This window comes from Streptomyces sp. NPDC096046 (assembly GCF_040303285.1).
In the GTDB taxonomy this organism is placed as follows: Bacteria; Actinomycetota; Actinomycetes; order Streptomycetales; family Streptomycetaceae; genus Streptomyces.
Genome location: NZ_JBEOSZ010000006.1, coordinates 1 through 15,755 on the forward strand (window position 1 = coordinate 1; position 15,755 = coordinate 15,755).

The 15,755-nt window shown below is 71.8% G+C and carries 12 protein-coding genes; 8 read left to right on the forward strand and 4 right to left on the reverse strand.

Annotated features, from left to right (window positions below; translation table 11 throughout):
* Nucleotides 1-111: 111 nt before the first annotated feature.
* Together ABTX62_RS07215 and ABTX62_RS07220 are read right to left on the reverse strand one after the other, a co-directional pair.
* A complete protein-coding gene (locus tag ABTX62_RS07215) occupies nt 112-1,524 on the reverse strand; it encodes a sensor histidine kinase (RefSeq protein WP_352115251.1) in 1,413 nt (470 codons plus the stop codon).
* The gene (locus tag ABTX62_RS07220; RefSeq protein WP_352115252.1) at nt 1,521-2,189 is read right to left on the reverse strand and encodes a response regulator transcription factor; all 669 of its coding nucleotides are present in this window, start codon (nt 2,187-2,189) and stop codon (nt 1,521-1,523) included. The genes ABTX62_RS07215 and ABTX62_RS07220 overlap by 4 nt, the downstream gene beginning before the upstream one ends.
* A gap of 116 nt (nt 2,190-2,305) precedes the next feature.
* On the opposite strand from ABTX62_RS07220, the gene ABTX62_RS07225 reads away from it, so the two are divergent.
* Nucleotides 2,306-2,944: a PepSY domain-containing protein gene (locus ABTX62_RS07225; protein WP_352115253.1), complete on the forward strand. Its 639-nt coding sequence runs from the start codon at nt 2,306-2,308 to the stop codon at nt 2,942-2,944.
* Between the two features lie 403 nt (nt 2,945-3,347).
* Here ABTX62_RS07225 and meaB read toward each other — a convergent pair whose 3' ends face one another.
* Both meaB and ABTX62_RS07235 read right to left on the reverse strand, forming a co-directional pair.
* Complete coding sequence (gene meaB / locus ABTX62_RS07230; RefSeq protein ID WP_352115254.1) at nt 3,348-4,304, reverse strand: methylmalonyl Co-A mutase-associated GTPase MeaB; 957 nt, start codon at nt 4,302-4,304, stop codon at nt 3,348-3,350.
* Nucleotides 4,305-4,338: 34 nt separating this feature from the next.
* Complete coding sequence (locus tag ABTX62_RS07235) at nt 4,339-5,538, reverse strand: acetyl-CoA C-acetyltransferase (RefSeq protein ID WP_352115255.1); 1,200 nt, start codon at nt 5,536-5,538, stop codon at nt 4,339-4,341.
* A 148-nt stretch (nt 5,539-5,686) separates the two neighbouring features.
* On the opposite strand from ABTX62_RS07235, the gene mce reads away from it, so the two are divergent.
* The 7 genes from mce (at nt 5,687) to ABTX62_RS07270 (ending at nt 15,749) form a co-directional block, all read left to right on the forward strand.
* Nucleotides 5,687-6,127, forward strand: a complete 441-nt coding sequence (gene mce, locus ABTX62_RS07240; protein WP_283972429.1) for a methylmalonyl-CoA epimerase — start codon at nt 5,687-5,689, stop codon at nt 6,125-6,127.
* 232 nt (nt 6,128-6,359) lie between these two features.
* Entirely contained in the window at nt 6,360-10,307 is a 3,948-nt protein-coding gene (gene scy / locus ABTX62_RS07245) for a polarized growth protein Scy (protein WP_352115256.1), read from the forward strand.
* Between the two features lie 183 nt (nt 10,308-10,490).
* On the forward strand, nt 10,491-11,426 hold the full coding sequence (locus ABTX62_RS07250) for a coiled-coil domain-containing protein (RefSeq protein ID WP_031140747.1): 936 nt from the start codon (nt 10,491-10,493) through the stop codon (nt 11,424-11,426).
* Between the two features lie 85 nt (nt 11,427-11,511).
* Entirely contained in the window at nt 11,512-12,480 is a 969-nt protein-coding gene (locus ABTX62_RS07255) for an ABC transporter ATP-binding protein (protein ID WP_352115257.1), read from the forward strand.
* A 2-nt stretch (nt 12,481-12,482) separates the two neighbouring features.
* Complete coding sequence (locus ABTX62_RS07260; RefSeq protein ID WP_352115258.1) at nt 12,483-13,253, forward strand: ABC transporter permease; 771 nt, start codon at nt 12,483-12,485, stop codon at nt 13,251-13,253.
* 256 nt (nt 13,254-13,509) lie between these two features.
* The gene (locus ABTX62_RS07265) at nt 13,510-14,874 is read left to right on the forward strand and encodes an ABC transporter ATP-binding protein (RefSeq protein ID WP_352115259.1); all 1,365 of its coding nucleotides are present in this window, start codon (nt 13,510-13,512) and stop codon (nt 14,872-14,874) included.
* Entirely contained in the window at nt 14,871-15,749 is an 879-nt protein-coding gene (locus ABTX62_RS07270; RefSeq protein WP_352115260.1) for an ABC transporter permease subunit, read from the forward strand. Before ABTX62_RS07265 ends, ABTX62_RS07270 begins: the two co-directional genes overlap by 4 nt.
* The last annotated feature ends 6 nt before the right edge of the window (nt 15,750-15,755 follow it).

A 15,755-nucleotide genomic window follows, 5' to 3' on the forward strand; every position in this document is an offset into this window, starting at 1 on the left:
TCTCGGCGTGCCGGGTGCAAGCCCTCGTACTGGGTGTACTTGGGCTTGCGCCCGGTGCGGCGAGAGTGCGTGCCGGGCGTCGCGACGGGGCGAACTCCGCCTGCTGCGGCACTAGGCGAGCGGCAGGCGGAGTTCGAACAGGGCTCCGCCTGCCGGCCCCCGTCCGGCGGTGAGCGTGCCGCCGTGCCGCACGGCGACGTCCCGGGCGATGGCGAGCCCCAGCCCCGCCCCGCCGTCGTCGCGGCTGCGGGCGTCGTCCAGGCGCACGAACCGCTCGAAGATCCTCTCCCGGTCGCCCTCGGGCACCCCGTCGCCGTCGTCCGCCACCCCGGCCACGGCCCGGTCCCCCGCGCGCCGCACGCTCAGGGTGACGGCAGACCGGGCATGCCGCTCGGCGTTGTCGAGCAGATTGGCGAGCACCCGCCCCAACTGCCCGCGTGACCCGGACACCTCCACCGGTTCCGCGTCCACGGTGACACCCGGCCGCCCCTCGGCCGCCTCCCGGGCGAGCCCGGCGAGGTCCACCTTCGTGTCGCCCCGCCGCTCCCCCGCGTCCAGCCGGGCGAGCAGCAGCAGGTCGGCCGCCAGCCGCTGGAGCCGGACGGTGTCCTCCACGGCCCCGTCGAGGTCCAGCAGCTCGGGGTGCGCGGCGGCCACCTCCAGTTGCGTCCGCAGCGAGGCGATCGGGCTGCGCAGCTCGTGGGAGGCGTCGGCGACGAAGCGCCGCTGCCGCTCCACGGACGTCTCCAGTGCCGCGAGCGTCTCGTTGGTCGTGCTGGCGAGCCGGGCGATCTCGTCGTGCGTGTCCGGCTCGGGAACGCGCCGCGCGAGGTCCTCGGAACGGGTGATCGCGGCCATCTCACGCCGGATCCCCTCCACGGGCCGCAGGGCCCGCCGGGTGACCAGCCAGGTCACGCCCGCGACGACACCGAGGAGCAGCGGGAACCCGATCAGCATCACCGTCAGCGCGGTCCGCACGGCCCCGTGCTCGGCGGACAGCGGGGAACCGGCGTAGACCGTGAGCCGACCCCGGTCGTGGGTCTCCACCTCGACGGCGGCGAACCGGTAGTCCTGCGCCTCCCCGTCGATCGTCGCGGACCCGTTGCTGAAGACGGTCTCCCCGGAGATCTCACCCGCTTCGAGGGCCTCGCCGACGTCCTCCGCGTCGTCATCGTCGTCGTCCCCGGAAGGCTTCGCCGCCGGCTGCGGCTTCACCCGGCCGGTGTCCGTCCCGCTGATCCGCTGCAGATCCTCACTGGCCGCGACCAGCCGCCGGTGCTCGGCCAGGACCTGCACCGGCCCGTCGTCGCCGTCCAGGCCCGAGAGCTTGTCGTACGGCGTCCCGGCGGCGAGCTCGGAGGCGACCGCCCGGGCGGAGCGCTCCGCCTGTGTACCGGCCTCGCCGATCAGGTTCGAGCGCAGGGACACCAGCACGGCGGCCCCGGCCGCGACCAGCGCCACCGCGACCACGAGCGTCGCCCCCAGCGTGGCCCGCGCCCGCACGGACCCGAACAGCCGCCTCACGGCGACGTCTCCAGCCGGTACCCGGCCCCGCGCACGGTCCGGATCAGCCCCGCGCGCAGCTTCCGCCGCAGGGTGCTCACGTACACCTCGACGATGTTCGGATCACCCTCGAACGCGAAGTCCCAGACGTGCTCCAGGATCTCGGACTTGGACACGACCTCGCCGGCCCGCAGCACGAGCTGCTCCAGCACGGAGAACTCCTTGGCGGTGAGGGCGATCTCGTCCTCCCCCAGAAACACCCGCCGGGCCGCGGTGTCCACCTTCAGGTCGCCGTGCACATGCACCGGGGAGGCCCCCGCGCCCTGTCCGCGCCGCCGCAGCAGCGCCTTGATCCGGGCGACGAGCACGACGTACGAGAACGGCTTGGACAGATAGTCGTCCGCGCCGGTGTCCAGCCCTTCGGCCTCGTCGTACTCGCCGTCCTTGGCCGTCAGCATCAGGATCGGCACGTCGTGGCCGGCGGCGCGCAGGGCGGCGCAGACCCGGTAGCCGTTGAGGCCGGGCAGCATGATGTCGAGGACGACCAGGTCGTACGTCCCCTCGGAGGCCCGGTGCAGGCCCTCCCGTCCGTCGTGGACGACGTCCACGGCGTACCCCTCGGCCGTCAGGCCCCTGGCCAGCGACAGGGCCAGCCGCTTCTCGTCCTCCACGATCAACAGGCGCATGCGTAAAGAGTGGCAAAAGCAACCTGAAGATCCCTTCAGGGGGCTTCAGCTTCCTCTCAGCCTCGATCCGCCAGAGTCGAAGACGTCGAAAACCAAACGACTCGGGAGGAACCCGCATGAAGCGCAACATCGTGATCGCCGCTGTGACCGCCGCCGCGCTGATCGGAGGCGGTACGGCCACGGCTCTCGCGACCAGCGGTGACGACGGGGGCTCGGCGCGGCAGGCGGCCGACACCCGGCCGGCGAACGACGACGACCGGGACGGCCCGGAGGCGCGGGACGACGGCGACGACGACGCCCGGGCGGCTTCCTCGAAGGTCACCGCCTCCGAGGCGATCGCCTCCGCGCTGAAGCACACCGCGGGCACGGCCGTCTCCGCCGAGCTGGACGACGGGGACGACAGCGCCAAGGTGGTCTGGCAGGTCGAGGTCCTGTCGGGCGACAGCACCTGGCACAGCGTGAGCGTCGACCCGGCCGACGGCAGGGTCCTCGGCGCGCACGCCGACGACGAGGACGACACGGCACAGGTGCGTGCGGCACTGAAGGGCTCTTCCGTGACGGCGGAAGAGGCCGCGAAGGCCGCCGCCGGCAAAGGCGTGGTGACGTCTGTCGACCTCGACGAGGACGGCAAGGGCAAGTCCTGGGAGGCCGAGACGCACAAGTCCGGCGCCGAGCAGGACTGGAAGGTCGACCTCAAGACGGGCAAGGTCACGGCGGACCGTGCGGACGACCAGGACGACGACGACCAGGACTGACGGTTCCCTGCTTGATTACGACCGCCCGGCACCCCGCTCCGCCAGGCATCAAGCAGCCGGCGGAGCGGGGTGCCGCCGGGGCATCGAGCAGCCCCGAGCCTTCTGGAGGCACAGGAGCACCCTTCAGGCACTGAGGGAGGCCCGATGGCCCGGAGCTGAAGCGGAACCGCGCGCCCGCCCCCGCGGACGTGCACCCGCGTACGGCGAGAAGGGGCCGTGTCGGGGGGTGTCCGCGCGCAGCGGTTGGCGCGTCAACGGGGAGTCAGCCGGCGTGAGACCCCATCGCGCCGTTCCGCGGACGGACACCCCCCGGCGCGACCCGCCACCGTCGCGCAGGCGCTACGCGCACCCCCGCCGAAGCGGCCACAAGCCACAAGCCGCCGCAGGCACGCCGCACCCCCGCTCAGCCCTCCGTCAACCCCGCCACCAGCTCATCAGCCGCCCGGTACGGATCCAGTTCCCCGGACACGATCCGCTCGGCGAGCGCCCCGAGGCGGCGGTCTCCGTGCAGGTCGCCGATCCGCTCCCGCAACGCCGTCACCGCGATCGTCTCGACCTCCCGGGACGCCCGGGACAGACGCCGCTCCGCGAGAACGCCCCGCTCCTCCATCCAGGCACGGTGCTTCTCCAGCGCCTCGACGACCTCGTCGATGCCCTCACCCCGCGCGGCCACCGTCTTCACGATCGGCGGACGCCAGTCGCCCGGCCCCCGCGCCTCCCCCAGCCCCAGCATGTGGTTCAGCTCGCGGGCCGTCGCGTCCGCCCCGTCCCGGTCGGCCTTGTTCACGACGTACACGTCGCCGATCTCCAGGATCCCGGCCTTGGCCGCCTGGATCCCGTCGCCCATCCCCGGCGCGAGCAGCACGACCGAGGTGTCCGCCTGCGAGGCGATCTCCACCTCCGACTGCCCCACACCCACCGTCTCGACGAGGATCACGTCGCAGCCGGCCGCGTCCAGGACCCGGATCGCCTGCGGGGCGGACCAGGCCAGCCCGCCCAGATGCCCGCGCGTGGCCATCGAGCGGATGTACACGCCCGGGTCGGACGCGTGCTCCGACATCCGCACCCGGTCCCCGAGCAGCGCACCGCCCGAGAACGGGGACGACGGGTCGACCGCGAGCACGCCGACCCGCTTGTCCTGCTTGCGGTAGGCGCTGACCAGCGCCGAGGTCGACGTCGACTTGCCGACGCCCGGCGACCCGGTCAGCCCCACCACGTACGCGCCGCCGGTCAGGGGCGCGAGCGCCTCCATGACCTCCCGCAGCTGCGGGGACGCCCCCTCCACCAGGGAGATCAGCCGGGCCACGGCCCGGGGCCGCCCTTCCCTGGCCTGGGCCACCAGCGTGGAGACGTCCTGCATCACAGCTCCGTTCAGATCAGGGACGTACCGGAGATCAGGCCTTGGGCACGCGCACGATGAGCGCGTCGCCCTGCCCGCCGCCACCGCACAGCGCGGCCGCGCCCACGCCGCCGCCGCGCCGCTTCAGCTCCAGCGCGAGATGCAGCACGAGACGCGCGCCGGACATCCCGATCGGGTGACCCAGGGCAATGGCACCACCGTTGACATTCACCTTTTCGGTGGACACGCCGAGGTCCTTCATGGACTGCACGGCGACGGCCGCGAACGCCTCGTTGATCTCGATGAGGTCGAGGTCCGAGACCTCCAGGCCCTCCTTCTTCAGCGCGTGCAGGATCGCGCTGGACGGCTGCGACTGGAGCGAGTTGTCCGGCCCGGCCACGTTGCCGTGCGCCCCGATCTCGGCGATCCACTCCAGGCCGAGCTCCTGGGCCTTGGCCTTGCTCATCACCACGACGGCGGCGGCGCCGTCGGAGATCTGCGAGGCGGACCCGGCGGTGATCGTGCCGTCCTTGGCGAAGGCCGGACGCAGCTTGCCCAGGGACTCGGCGGTGGTGTCGCCGCGGATGCCCTCGTCCTTGCTGAACAGCACCGGGTCGCCCTTGCGCTGCGGGATCTCCACGGGCGTGATCTCGGCCTCGAACAGGCCGTTCTTCTGCGCGGCGGCGGCCCGCTGGTGCGACAGGGCGGCGATCTCGTCCTGCTCGGGCCGCGCGATGCCGAGGCGGGTGTTGTGCTTCTCGGTCGACTCGCCCATGGCGACGCCGTCGAAGGAGTCGGTCAGACCGTCGAGGGCCATGGCGTCGAGCATCTGGACGGCGCCGTACTTGTAGCCCTCACGGGACTTCGGCAGCAGGTGCGGGGCGTTGGTCATGGACTCCTGACCACCGGCGACGACCACGTCGAACTCACCCGCACGGATGAGCTGGTCCGCGAGCGCGATGGCGTCGAGGCCCGACAGACACACCTTGTTGATGGTCAGCGCCGGCACGTTCATCGGGATGCCGGCCTTGACGGCGGCCTGGCGGGCCGGGATCTGACCCGCTCCGGCCTGGAGCACCTGGCCCATGATCACGTACTGCACCTGGTCGCCGCCGATTCCCGCACGGTCGAGGGCGGCCTTGATCGCGAAGCCGCCGAGGTCGGCTCCGGAGAAGGACTTCAGCGATCCGAGCAACCGCCCCATGGGCGTACGCGCCCCCGAGACGATCACCGAACTGGTCGTGGCAGAAGACATGAGCTGCGATCCCCTTACCGGCTGCACAGCCGAGGAGTGAACGAGGGTTTACTTCGAATGTACTGACCGGTACTCCACCCCGTCATCGGGCTGTCGGTGTGATCGCGCGCACGTTGCGTAACCACCGGAGGCGCGCTGCACTGAATCCATGCTGACGCGAATCGACCACATCGGAATCGCCTGTTTCGACCTCGACAAGACCGTCGAGTTCTACCGTGCCACGTACGGCTTCGAGGTGTATCACTCCGAGGTCAACGAGGAGCAGGGCGTGCGGGAGGCCATGCTCAAGATCAACGAGACGTCCGACGGCGGCGCCACCTACCTGCAGCTCCTGGAGCCCACCCGAGAGGACTCCACCGTCGCGAAGTGGCTCGCCAAGAACGGCGAGGGCGTCCACCACATCGCTTTCGGTACGGCGGACGTCGACGGGGACGCCGATGAGATCAAGGGCAAGGGCGTACGCGTGCTGTACGAAGAGCCGCGACGCGGTTCCATGGGGTCACGGATCACCTTCCTGCACCCCAAGGACTGTCATGGCGTACTGACAGAACTGGTCACTTCGGCGCCTGTTGAGTCACCTGAGCACTGACCCTCGTACATAGGGGCCGGTAGGGTTGGGGGCGGTCGCCGCTCAACCAGGGTGACCGCGGTCCCGCCGTGCGACGGCAGGACCACCGGGGTCCGGGTTTCGGGGGACGAGCGTCGGGGCAGCAGCCTGCGCTCCGCCGATGATCTGACACCATTCCCCGGGGGCCCCGTCCGGCGGATGGACGGAGCTCGTTTGGAGAGAGTTGCGACCAGGGGACGGATGGGACCGCGCAGTGCGGGGCTACGAGAGCCAGGAGCGAGAGCCGGCGGCTGACGTCGACCACCTCTCTCGGTTCGAAGCCGAGATGAAGCGGCTGAAGACCGAGCGGGAAAAGGCGATCCAGCACGCCGAGGACCTCGGCTACCAGGTCGAGGTGCTGCGCGCCAAGCTGCACGAGGCGCGGCGCACCATCATGTCCCGGCCCTCCTTCGAGGGGGGCGACATCGGCTGGCAGGCCGAGCAGTTGCTGCGCAACGCGCAGATGCAGGCCGAGCAGATCCGCGCGGACGCCGACCGCGAGCTGAGCGAGGCCCGGTCGCAGACCCAGCGGATCCTCCAGGAGCACGCCGAGCAGGCGGCCCGGCTCCAGGCCGAGCTGCACCAGGAGGCGGTGACCCGCCGCCAGCAGCTGGACCAGGAACTGGCCGAACGCCGCCAGACGGTCGAGTCGCACGTCAACGAGAACGTGGCGTGGGCCGAGCAGCTGCGGGCCCGCACCGAGCAGCAGGCCCGCCGGCTGCTGGAGGAGTCCCGGGCCGAGGCCGAGCAGGCCCTGGCCACCGCACGCGCGGAGGCCGAGCGGCTGGCGACCGAGGCGCGGCAGCGGCTGACGAGCGCCGCCGAGGAGGCCCGAGCCGAGGCCGAGCAGATCCTGCGCCGCGCCCGCACGGACGCCGAGCGCCTGCTCAACGCCGCCTCCACGCAGGCGCAGGAGGCCACCGACCACGCGGAGCAGCTGCGTACGTCCACCGTCTCGGAGTCGGAGTCGGCGCGCCGCGAGGCCCAGGAGCTGAGCCGGGCCGCCGAGCAGCGGATGGCCGAGGCCGAGGAGGCGCTGCGCAAGGCGCAGACCGAGTCGGAGAAGCTGCTCTCGGAGGCCAAGGAGGCCGCCGCCAAGGCCCTGTCGAGCGCCGAGTCCGCGAACGAGACCCGTACGCGCACCGCCAAGGAGCAGGTCGCCCGGCTGGTCGAGGAGGCCACCAAGGAGGCCGAGAACACCAAGTCCGAGGCCGAACAGCTGGTCGCCGACGCCCGCGCCGAGGCCGAGAAGATCGTCGCGGAGGCCTCCGAGAAGGCCCGCACGCTCACCGCCGAGGAGACCGCGACCCAGCTGTCGAAGGCGGCCAGGACCGCCGAGGAGGTCCTCAACAAGGCGTCCGAGGACGCCAAGAAGACCACGAAGGCCGCGGCCGAGGAGGCCGAGCGGATCCGCTCGGAGGCCGAGGCGGAGGCGGACCGGCTGCGGGCCGAGGCGCACGACATCGCCGAGCAGCTCAAGGGCGCGGCGAAGGACGACACCAAGGAGTACCGCGCCAAGACGGTCGAGCTGCAGGAGGAGGCCCGCCGGCTGCGCGGCGAGGCCGAGCAGCTGCGGGCCGACGCGGTCGAAGAGGGCGAGAAGATCCGCGCCGGGGCCCGCAAGGAGGCCGTGGCGCAGATCGAGGAGGCGGCGAAGTCCGCCGAGGAGCTGCTCGCCAAGGCCAAGGCGGACGCGGACGAGCTGCGGACGACGGCCCAGGCGGACAGTGAGAAGGTCCGCACCGAGGCCATCGAGCGGGCGACGACGCTGCGCCGGCAGGCCGAGGAGACGCTCCAGCGCACCCGGCAGGAGGCCGAGCGGCACCGCGAGGAGGTCGTCGAGCAGGCCGAGGCGCTCAAGCAGGACGCCGAGCGCGCGGCGCGGGAGCTGCACGAGGAGACCGAGCGGGCCCTGGAGGCCCGTCGCGCCGAGGCCGCCGAGGAGCTGACGCGGCTCCAGACGGAGGCCGAGGAGCGGCTGACGGCCGCCGAGCAGGCGCTGTCGGACGCCCGTGAGGAGGCCGCGCGGATCCGCCGCGAGGCCGCCGAGGAGAACGAGCGGCTGCGGGCCGAGGCCGCCGAGCGGATCCGTACGCTCCGGCAGCAGGCCGAGGCGGAGGCCGAGCGGCTGCGCGACGAGGCCGCGTCGGACGCGTCCGCGGCGCGGGCCGAGGGCGAGGCCGTCGCCGTACGGCTGCGCTCGGAGGCGGCGAACGAGGCCGAGCGGCTGAAGTCGGAGGCGCAGGAGAGCGCCGACCGCATGCGCGCGGAGGCGCAGGCCGCCGCCGAGCGGCTCGCCACGGAGGCGTCCGAGACGCTGGCCGCCGCCCAGGAGGAGGCCAACCGGCGCCGCCGCGAGGCCGAGGAACTCCTCGGCAGCGCCCGGCAGGAGGCCGACCAGGAGCGTGAGCGGGCCCGCGAGCAGAGCGAGGAGCTGCTGGCCTCGGCGCGCAAGCGCGTGGAGGACGCCCAGACCGAGGCCGTACGGCTGGTCGAGGAGGCCGACCGTCGCGCCACGGAGATGGTGTCGGCGGCCGAGCAGCACGCCCAGCAGGTCCGGGACTCCGTCGCGGGGCTGCACGAGCAGGCCCAGGAGGAGATCACCGGGCTGCGCTCCGCCGCCGAGCACGCGGCGGACCGGACACGCCGGGAGGCCCAGGAGGAGGCGGACCGGGTCCGCTCCGACGCCTACGCCGAGCGGGAGCGGGCGAGCGAGGACGCGGGCCGGCTGCGGCGCGAGGCGCACGAGGAGTCCGAGGCCGCCAAGGCGCTCGCCGAGCGGACGATGTCCGAGGCGATCGCGGAGGCGGAGCGCATCCGCACGGACGTCGCCGAGCACGCCCAGCGGGTGCGCACGGAGGCGTCGGACGCGATCGCCGAGGCCGAGCAGAGCGCCTCGCGCACGAGGGCGGACGCCCGGGAGGACGCCAACCGCATCCGGTCGGACGCGGCGACGCAGGCGGACACCCTCATCACCGAGGCGCGCAACGAGGCGGAGCGGCTCACGACGGAGACGATCCAGGAGACGGACCGGCTCCGGATGGACACGGTCGCCGAGGCCGAGCGGGTCCGTACGGAGGCGATCTCCGAGGCCGAGCGCGTCCGCTCCGAGGCGGCCACCGAGGCCGAGCGGGTGCGGGCGGAGTCGGTCGCCCAGGCCGAGCAGCTGGTCGGGGAGGCCACCGGCGAGGCGGAGCGGCTGCGGGCCGAGGCCGCCGAGACGGTCGGTTCGGCGCAGCAGCACGCGGAGCGGATCCGCAACGAGGCCCAGCGCGTCAAGTCGGAGGCGGAGGCCGCGGCGGAGCGGCTGGTCAGCACGGCGCGCGAGGAGGCCGACCGCACGCTGGACGCGGCCCGCAAGGACGCCAACAAGCGGCGTTCCGAGGCGGCCGAGCAGGTCGACACGCTCATCACGGAGACCACGGCCGAGGCGGACAAGCTGCTGACCGAGGCGCAGCAGCAGGCGCACAAGACCACGGCGGAGGCCGAGTCGCAGGCCGACACGATGGTGGGCGCGGCCCGCACCGAGGCCGACCGGCTGGTGTCCGAGGCGACGGTCGAGGGCAACCTGCTGGTGGAGAAGGCCCGTACGGACGCGGACGAGCTGCTGGTCGGCGCGCGCCGGGACGCCACGCAGATAAGGGAGCGCGCCGAGGAGCTGCGCGACCGCATCACCTCGGAGATCGAGGAGCTGCACGAGCGGGCCCGTCGCGAGTCGGCCGAGACGATGAAGTCGGCGGGCGACCGGTGCGACGCGCTCGTCAAGGCGGCCGAGGAGCAGCTGGCGAAGGCGCAGGCCAAGGCCAAGGAGATCGTCTCGGAGGCGAACTCCGAGGCGGGCAAGGTCCGTATCGCCGCGGTGAAGAAGGCGGAGGGGCTGCTCAAGGAGGCCGAGCAGAAGAAGTCCACGCTGGTCCGGGAGGCCGAGGAACTCAAGGCCGAGGCGATCCGCGAGGCCAGGCGCACGGTCGAGGAGGGCAAGCGCGAGCTGGAGGTCCTGGTCCGCCGTCGTGAGGACATCAACGCCGAGATCTCCCGTGTCCAGGACGTCCTGGAGGCGTTGGAATCCTTCGAGGCCCCCTCCTCGGGCAAGGACAGCGGAGTCAAGGCCGGCGCGACGGTCGGCGCGCCCCGTTCGGGTGGCAAGTCTTCGGATAGCTAGCCAAACGGGGCGAATCCGGTGTGTGCTGGGGCCTTTGACCAAGTCTTTGGCAAGCGGTCCGGGGGTCAGCCACCCAAAAGGGGTGTCATTTTCCAGATCAAACGCGCATCCGCTCGATGACACACCGTTTCGGCCCCTAGGATTCCCTCTATCACCTCACCGGTCTCATTCGACAGGAACCCCATGAGCGACACTTCCCCCTACGGCTTCGAGCTTGTGCGGCGTGGGTACGACCGCGCTCAGGTGGACGAACGTATCTCCAAGCTCGTCTCCGACCGTGACAGCGCTCTCGCCCGCATCACCGCTCTGGAAAAGCGCATCGAGGAGCTCCACCTCGAAACGCAGAACGCCCAGGCCCAGATCACCGACGCCGAGCCGTCGTACGCGGGTCTCGGTGCGCGCGTGGAGAAGATCCTCCGCCTCGCCGAGGAGGAGGCGAAGGACCTGCGCGAGGAGGCCCGGCGCGCCGCAGAGCAGCACCGCGAGCTCGCCGAGTCGGCGGCCCAGCAGGTGCGCAACGACGCCGAGTCGTACTCCGCGGAGCGCAAGGCGAAGGCCGAGGACGAGGGCCTGCGGATCGTCGAGAAGGCCAAGAGCGACGCCTCCCAGCTGCGTTCCGAGGCGCAGAAGGACGCGCAGTCCAAGCGTGAGGAGGCGGACGCCCTCTTCGAGGAGACCCGCGCGAAGGCCGCTCAGGCCGCCGCCGACTTCGAGACGAACCTCGCCAAGCGCCGCGAGCAGTCCGAGCGCGACCTGGCCTCCCGTCAGGCCAAGGCCGAGAAGCGCCTCGCCGAGATCGAGCACCGCGCCGAGCAGCTGCGTCTGGAGGCCGAGAAGCTGCGTACGGACGCCGAGCGCCGCGCCCGCCAGACGGTGGAGACGGCTCAGCGCCAGGCCGAGGACATCGTGGCCGACGCCAACGCCAAGGCCGACCGCATCCGTTCGGAATCCGAGCGCGAGCTGGCCGCCCTCACCAACCGCCGCGACAGCATCAACGCCCAGCTGACGAACGTCCGCGAGATGCTCGCGACGCTCACGGGCGCCGCGGTGGCCGCCGCCGGTACGCCGGCCGAGGACGAGCCGATCTCCCGTGGGGTTCCGGCACAGCAGTCCCGGTAACAGCCCGGCAAACGGAGTCTGAACCTCCGCAAAGCCCTCTGCCGCTCGGGTGGCAGAGGGCTTTGCGACGTTCTAGCGTGGCGGCATGATTGAGTTGGAGGGGCTGACCAAGCGGTACGGCGAGAAGGTGGCGGTCAACAACCTGTCCTTCACCGTGAGACCGGGGATCGTCACCGGCTTCCTCGGGCCCAACGGGGCGGGCAAGTCGACGACCATGCGGATGGTCCTCGGTCTCGACCACCCGACCGCCGGCGACGTCCGTATCGACGGCAAGCACTACCACCAGCTCGAGGACCCCCTCACCTACATCGGCGCCCTGCTGGAGGCCAAGGCCTGGCACGGCGGGCGCACCGCCCACAACCATCTGCTGTGCCTCGCGCAGAGCAACGGCATTCCGAGCAGCCGGGTGCGGGACGTGCTGGAGACCGTCGGGTTGACGTCGGTCGCCAAGAAGAAGACCAAGGGCTTCTCGATGGGCATGGGGCAGCGGCTCGGCATCGCGGCCGCGCTCCTCGGCGATCCGCGGATCCTGATGTTCGACGAGCCGGTCAACGGCCTCGACCCCGAGGGCATCCACTGGGTCCGCACCCTGATGAAGTCGCTCGCCGCACAGGGCCGGACCGTGTTCGTCTCCTCCCACCTGATGAGTGAGATGGCACTGACGGCCGATCACCTCGTCGTCATCGGTCAGGGCCGGCTGCTCGCGGACACCTCCATGGCGGACTTCATCGACCGCAACTCGCGGTCGTACGTCCGGGTCCGCAGTCCGCAGCGGGAGCGGCTGCTCGATGTGCTGCACCAGGCGGGAATCGTGGCCGTGGAGAGCGGCGAGGGAGTGCTGGAGGTGGACGGCGGCAAGGCGGAGCAGATCGGTGAGGCGGCGGCGCAGCACCGGATCACGCTGCACGAACTGAGCCCGCAACAGGCGTCCCTGGAGGAGGCGTTCATGCGGCTGACGGCGGAGTCGGTGGAGTATCACGCGCACAGCGAAACCGGCGGGGCGAGCCCCGAGCCACCGCGGCAGCAGTGGGGCGACGGCTGGAAGAGGGGCTGAACATGGCGACGGCACAGGTCGTACGGTCGGAGTGGACCAAGATCCGGACGGTGGCGTCCACGGTGTGGACGCTCTCGCTGGTGGTGGTCGTGACGATCGCCCTCGGCATGCTGATCTCGGCACTGTCGAAAAACGAGTTCGACTCGATGAACGCGCGGGACCGGGCGCAGTTCGACCCGACGTTCATCAGTTTCGCGGGGATGGGTCTCGGCCAGCTGGCGATGATCGTCTTCGGTGTGCTGGTCGTGTCGAACGAGTACAGCACCGGCATGATCCGCACCTCGCTGGCCGCGGTGCCGCGACGCGGCTCCTTCCTGTTCAGCAAGATCGCGGTCGCGTCGGCGCTCGCCCTGCTGGTCGGCCTCGTCACCAGCTTCGCCGCCTTCTTTCTGGGGCAGGCGATGCTGGGCTCGCACCGGGCGGAGATCGGCGACCCGGGGGTGCTGCGGGCGGTGATCGGCGGCGGCCTCTACATGGCGCTGATCGCCATGTTCTCCATGGGTGTCGCCGCGATGCTGCGCTCGCCGATGCTGTCGCTGGGCATCCTGATGCCGTTCTTCTTCCTGATCTCCAACATCCTGGGCAACGTCGACGCGACGAAGAAGGTCGGCCAGTTCCTTCCGGACCAGGCCGGCAGCAAGATCATGCAGGTGGTCACGCCGATCGACGACGACACCCCGTACGGGCCGTGGGGAGGCCTCGGGATCATGGGTCTGTGGGTGCTCGCGGCACTCATCGGCGGCTACGTGCTGCTGAGGAAGCGCGACGCCTAGAGGCCGTGTCCTCGCGCGCGGTCCCGTCCTCCGCCCGGAGGGCGGGCCCCGCGGCTTCACGGGGGTGTTGGAGAGCTCGCCGGAGACCGTGCCGGGTGTCGGGGGCAGGCGGGAATTGTCCGGACCTGACCCGGGCGGACAGGCTTGGCCCGGTCTTTTACCTCCTCTTGGGCGGAACCGTCAGCGCCTCGATATCCTCCTAACCCTTACGGGGGCGTGTGCCCCGCTGTCCTGAACCTTGCGATGGGTGCGGAGCATGATCGAAGCAGTCGGCCTGACGAAGCGCTACGGCGACAAGACCGCTGTGTACAACCTTTCCTTCCAGGTGCGGCCCGGAGCCGTCACCGGCTTCCTCGGGCCGAACGGCTCGGGCAAGTCGACGACGATGCGGATGATCCTCGGCCTGGACAACCCGACGGCCGGGCATGTGACGATCGGCGGCTACCCGTACCGCAGGCTGCCCAACGCCGCCCGCCAGGTCGGCGCGCTGCTGGACGCCAAGGCGGTGCACGGAGGCAGGTCCGCCCGCAACCATCTGCTGTCCCTGGCCCAGCTGTCGGGCATCCCGGCCCGGCGGGTGGACGAGGTGCTCGGGGTCGTCGGTCTGCAGGACGTGGCCAGGAAGCGGTCCAAGGGCTTCTCCCTCGGCATGGGGCAGCGGCTCGGCATCGCCGCGGCACTGCTCGGCGACCCTCAGGTGCTGCTGTTCGACGAGCCGGTCAACGGCCTCGACCCCGAGGGCATCCTCTGGGTCCGCAATCTGATGAAGGCCCTGGCGGCAGAGGGCCGCACGGTCTTCGTCTCCTCCCACCTGATGAGCGAGATGGCGCTGACCGCCGACCACCTCATCGTCATCGGGCGCGGTCAGCTGCTCGCGGACATGAGCGTGACCGCCTTCATCTCGGCGAACTCCGCGGACTTCGCGCGGGTGCGCACGCCCGACACCGAGCCGCAGCAGCGCGAGAAGCTGTCGGCCGCGCTGACCGAGTCGGGCGGGCACGTGATGCCCGAGCAGGACGGCGCTCTGCGCGTGACGGGACTGGCTCTGCCGCGCATCAGCGACATCGCGCACGACCACGACGTACGGCTGTGGGAGCTGTCGCCGCACCAGGCTTCCCTGGAAGAGGCGTACATGCGGATGACACAGGGCGCCGTCGACTACCGCTCGACGATCGACCAGAAGGAAGGGCTCCAGCAGCCGCTGCCGCCCGGCGCGCAGCCGCCGATGCCGGTGCCCGGACAGGGCCAGGCGGGCTGGTACGCCCCGCCGCCGCCCCAGCAGGGCGGCCGGCCGTTCGCTCCGCCGCAGGGTGCACCGGTCCAGGCCCCGGCGGGCCCGTACGGTGCCCCGGGGATGCCCCAGGGCACCCCGAGCGCCCCCGGCGCCGCTCCGCGTGTCCCTGGCGCCCCCGGCGCGGGAACGCCCAACCCGTACGCCCAGCCCGCGCCTGAGGCGCCTCAGGCACCGCAGAGCGCCCCGCAGGCCGCCGCGAGCCAGGCGGCCACCGCCGGGCCCCCGCCCGCGCCGCAGGTGCCCGCCGCCCCGTCGGCCACCTCGGCACCCGCGCGGCCCGCCGCCGCCCCGACCTCCGACCTGACCAAGCCCGAGGACGCCCGATGAGCAGCCCCCAGTCCCAGATGCCGCAGGCCGCGCCCGCCTGGCAGCCGGCGCCCGGTTCCGCCCCCCACCCCGGCCAGGGCTACACCTCGCCCATCCCGGTCGTGCGCACCCACCTCGGGAACGCCATCGCCTCCGAGTGGACGAAGATCAGGTCGGTGCGCTCCACGATGTGGACGCTCGGCGTGTTCGTCCTGCTCGTCGTCGGCATCGGTCTGCTGACCGGCGTGGTGGTGGCGAACTCCGACCCGGCCCTGGAGGGCCAGAGCCCGCTCGGACTGGGCTTCTTCGGACTCCTGCTCGGCAGCATGTGCATCATCACGCTGGGCGTGCTGACCACGGCCTCGGAGTACGGCACCGGCATGATCCGCACCACGATGGTCGCCTGCCCGAGCCGCGGCCGGGTGCTGGCGGCGAAGGCAGTGGTGTTCTTCCTGGTCGCTTTCGTGGTGACGCTCGTGTCCGCGTCGCTCGTGGCCTTCCTGCACGTGGCCATGCTGGATGGCGACGGGGCCAAGTCCCCCTCCGGCGGTGAGTGGCTGAAGGGCACGGTCGGCATCGCGCTCTACATCGCGCTGCTGGGCCTGCTCTCGCTGCTCATCGGCTCGATCATCCGGCACTCGGCGGGCGCCATCACCATCATGATCGGTGCCGTGCTGGCCCCGCTGGTGATCGCGCTGTTCATGTTCTCGGAGTCACTGCAGAAGGTGCGCGACGCCCTGTTCGAGTACTCGATCCCGAACCAGCTGAGCGTCTTCTACGCCAACTCCCTGAGCGAGTCCGGCCCTTCCGGCTGGGACCCGCTGTGGATCATCCTCGGTGTCACGGCCGTGACGTTCGCGGGCGCCTTCGCCCTGCTGGAGAAGCGGGACGTCTGAGTCCCC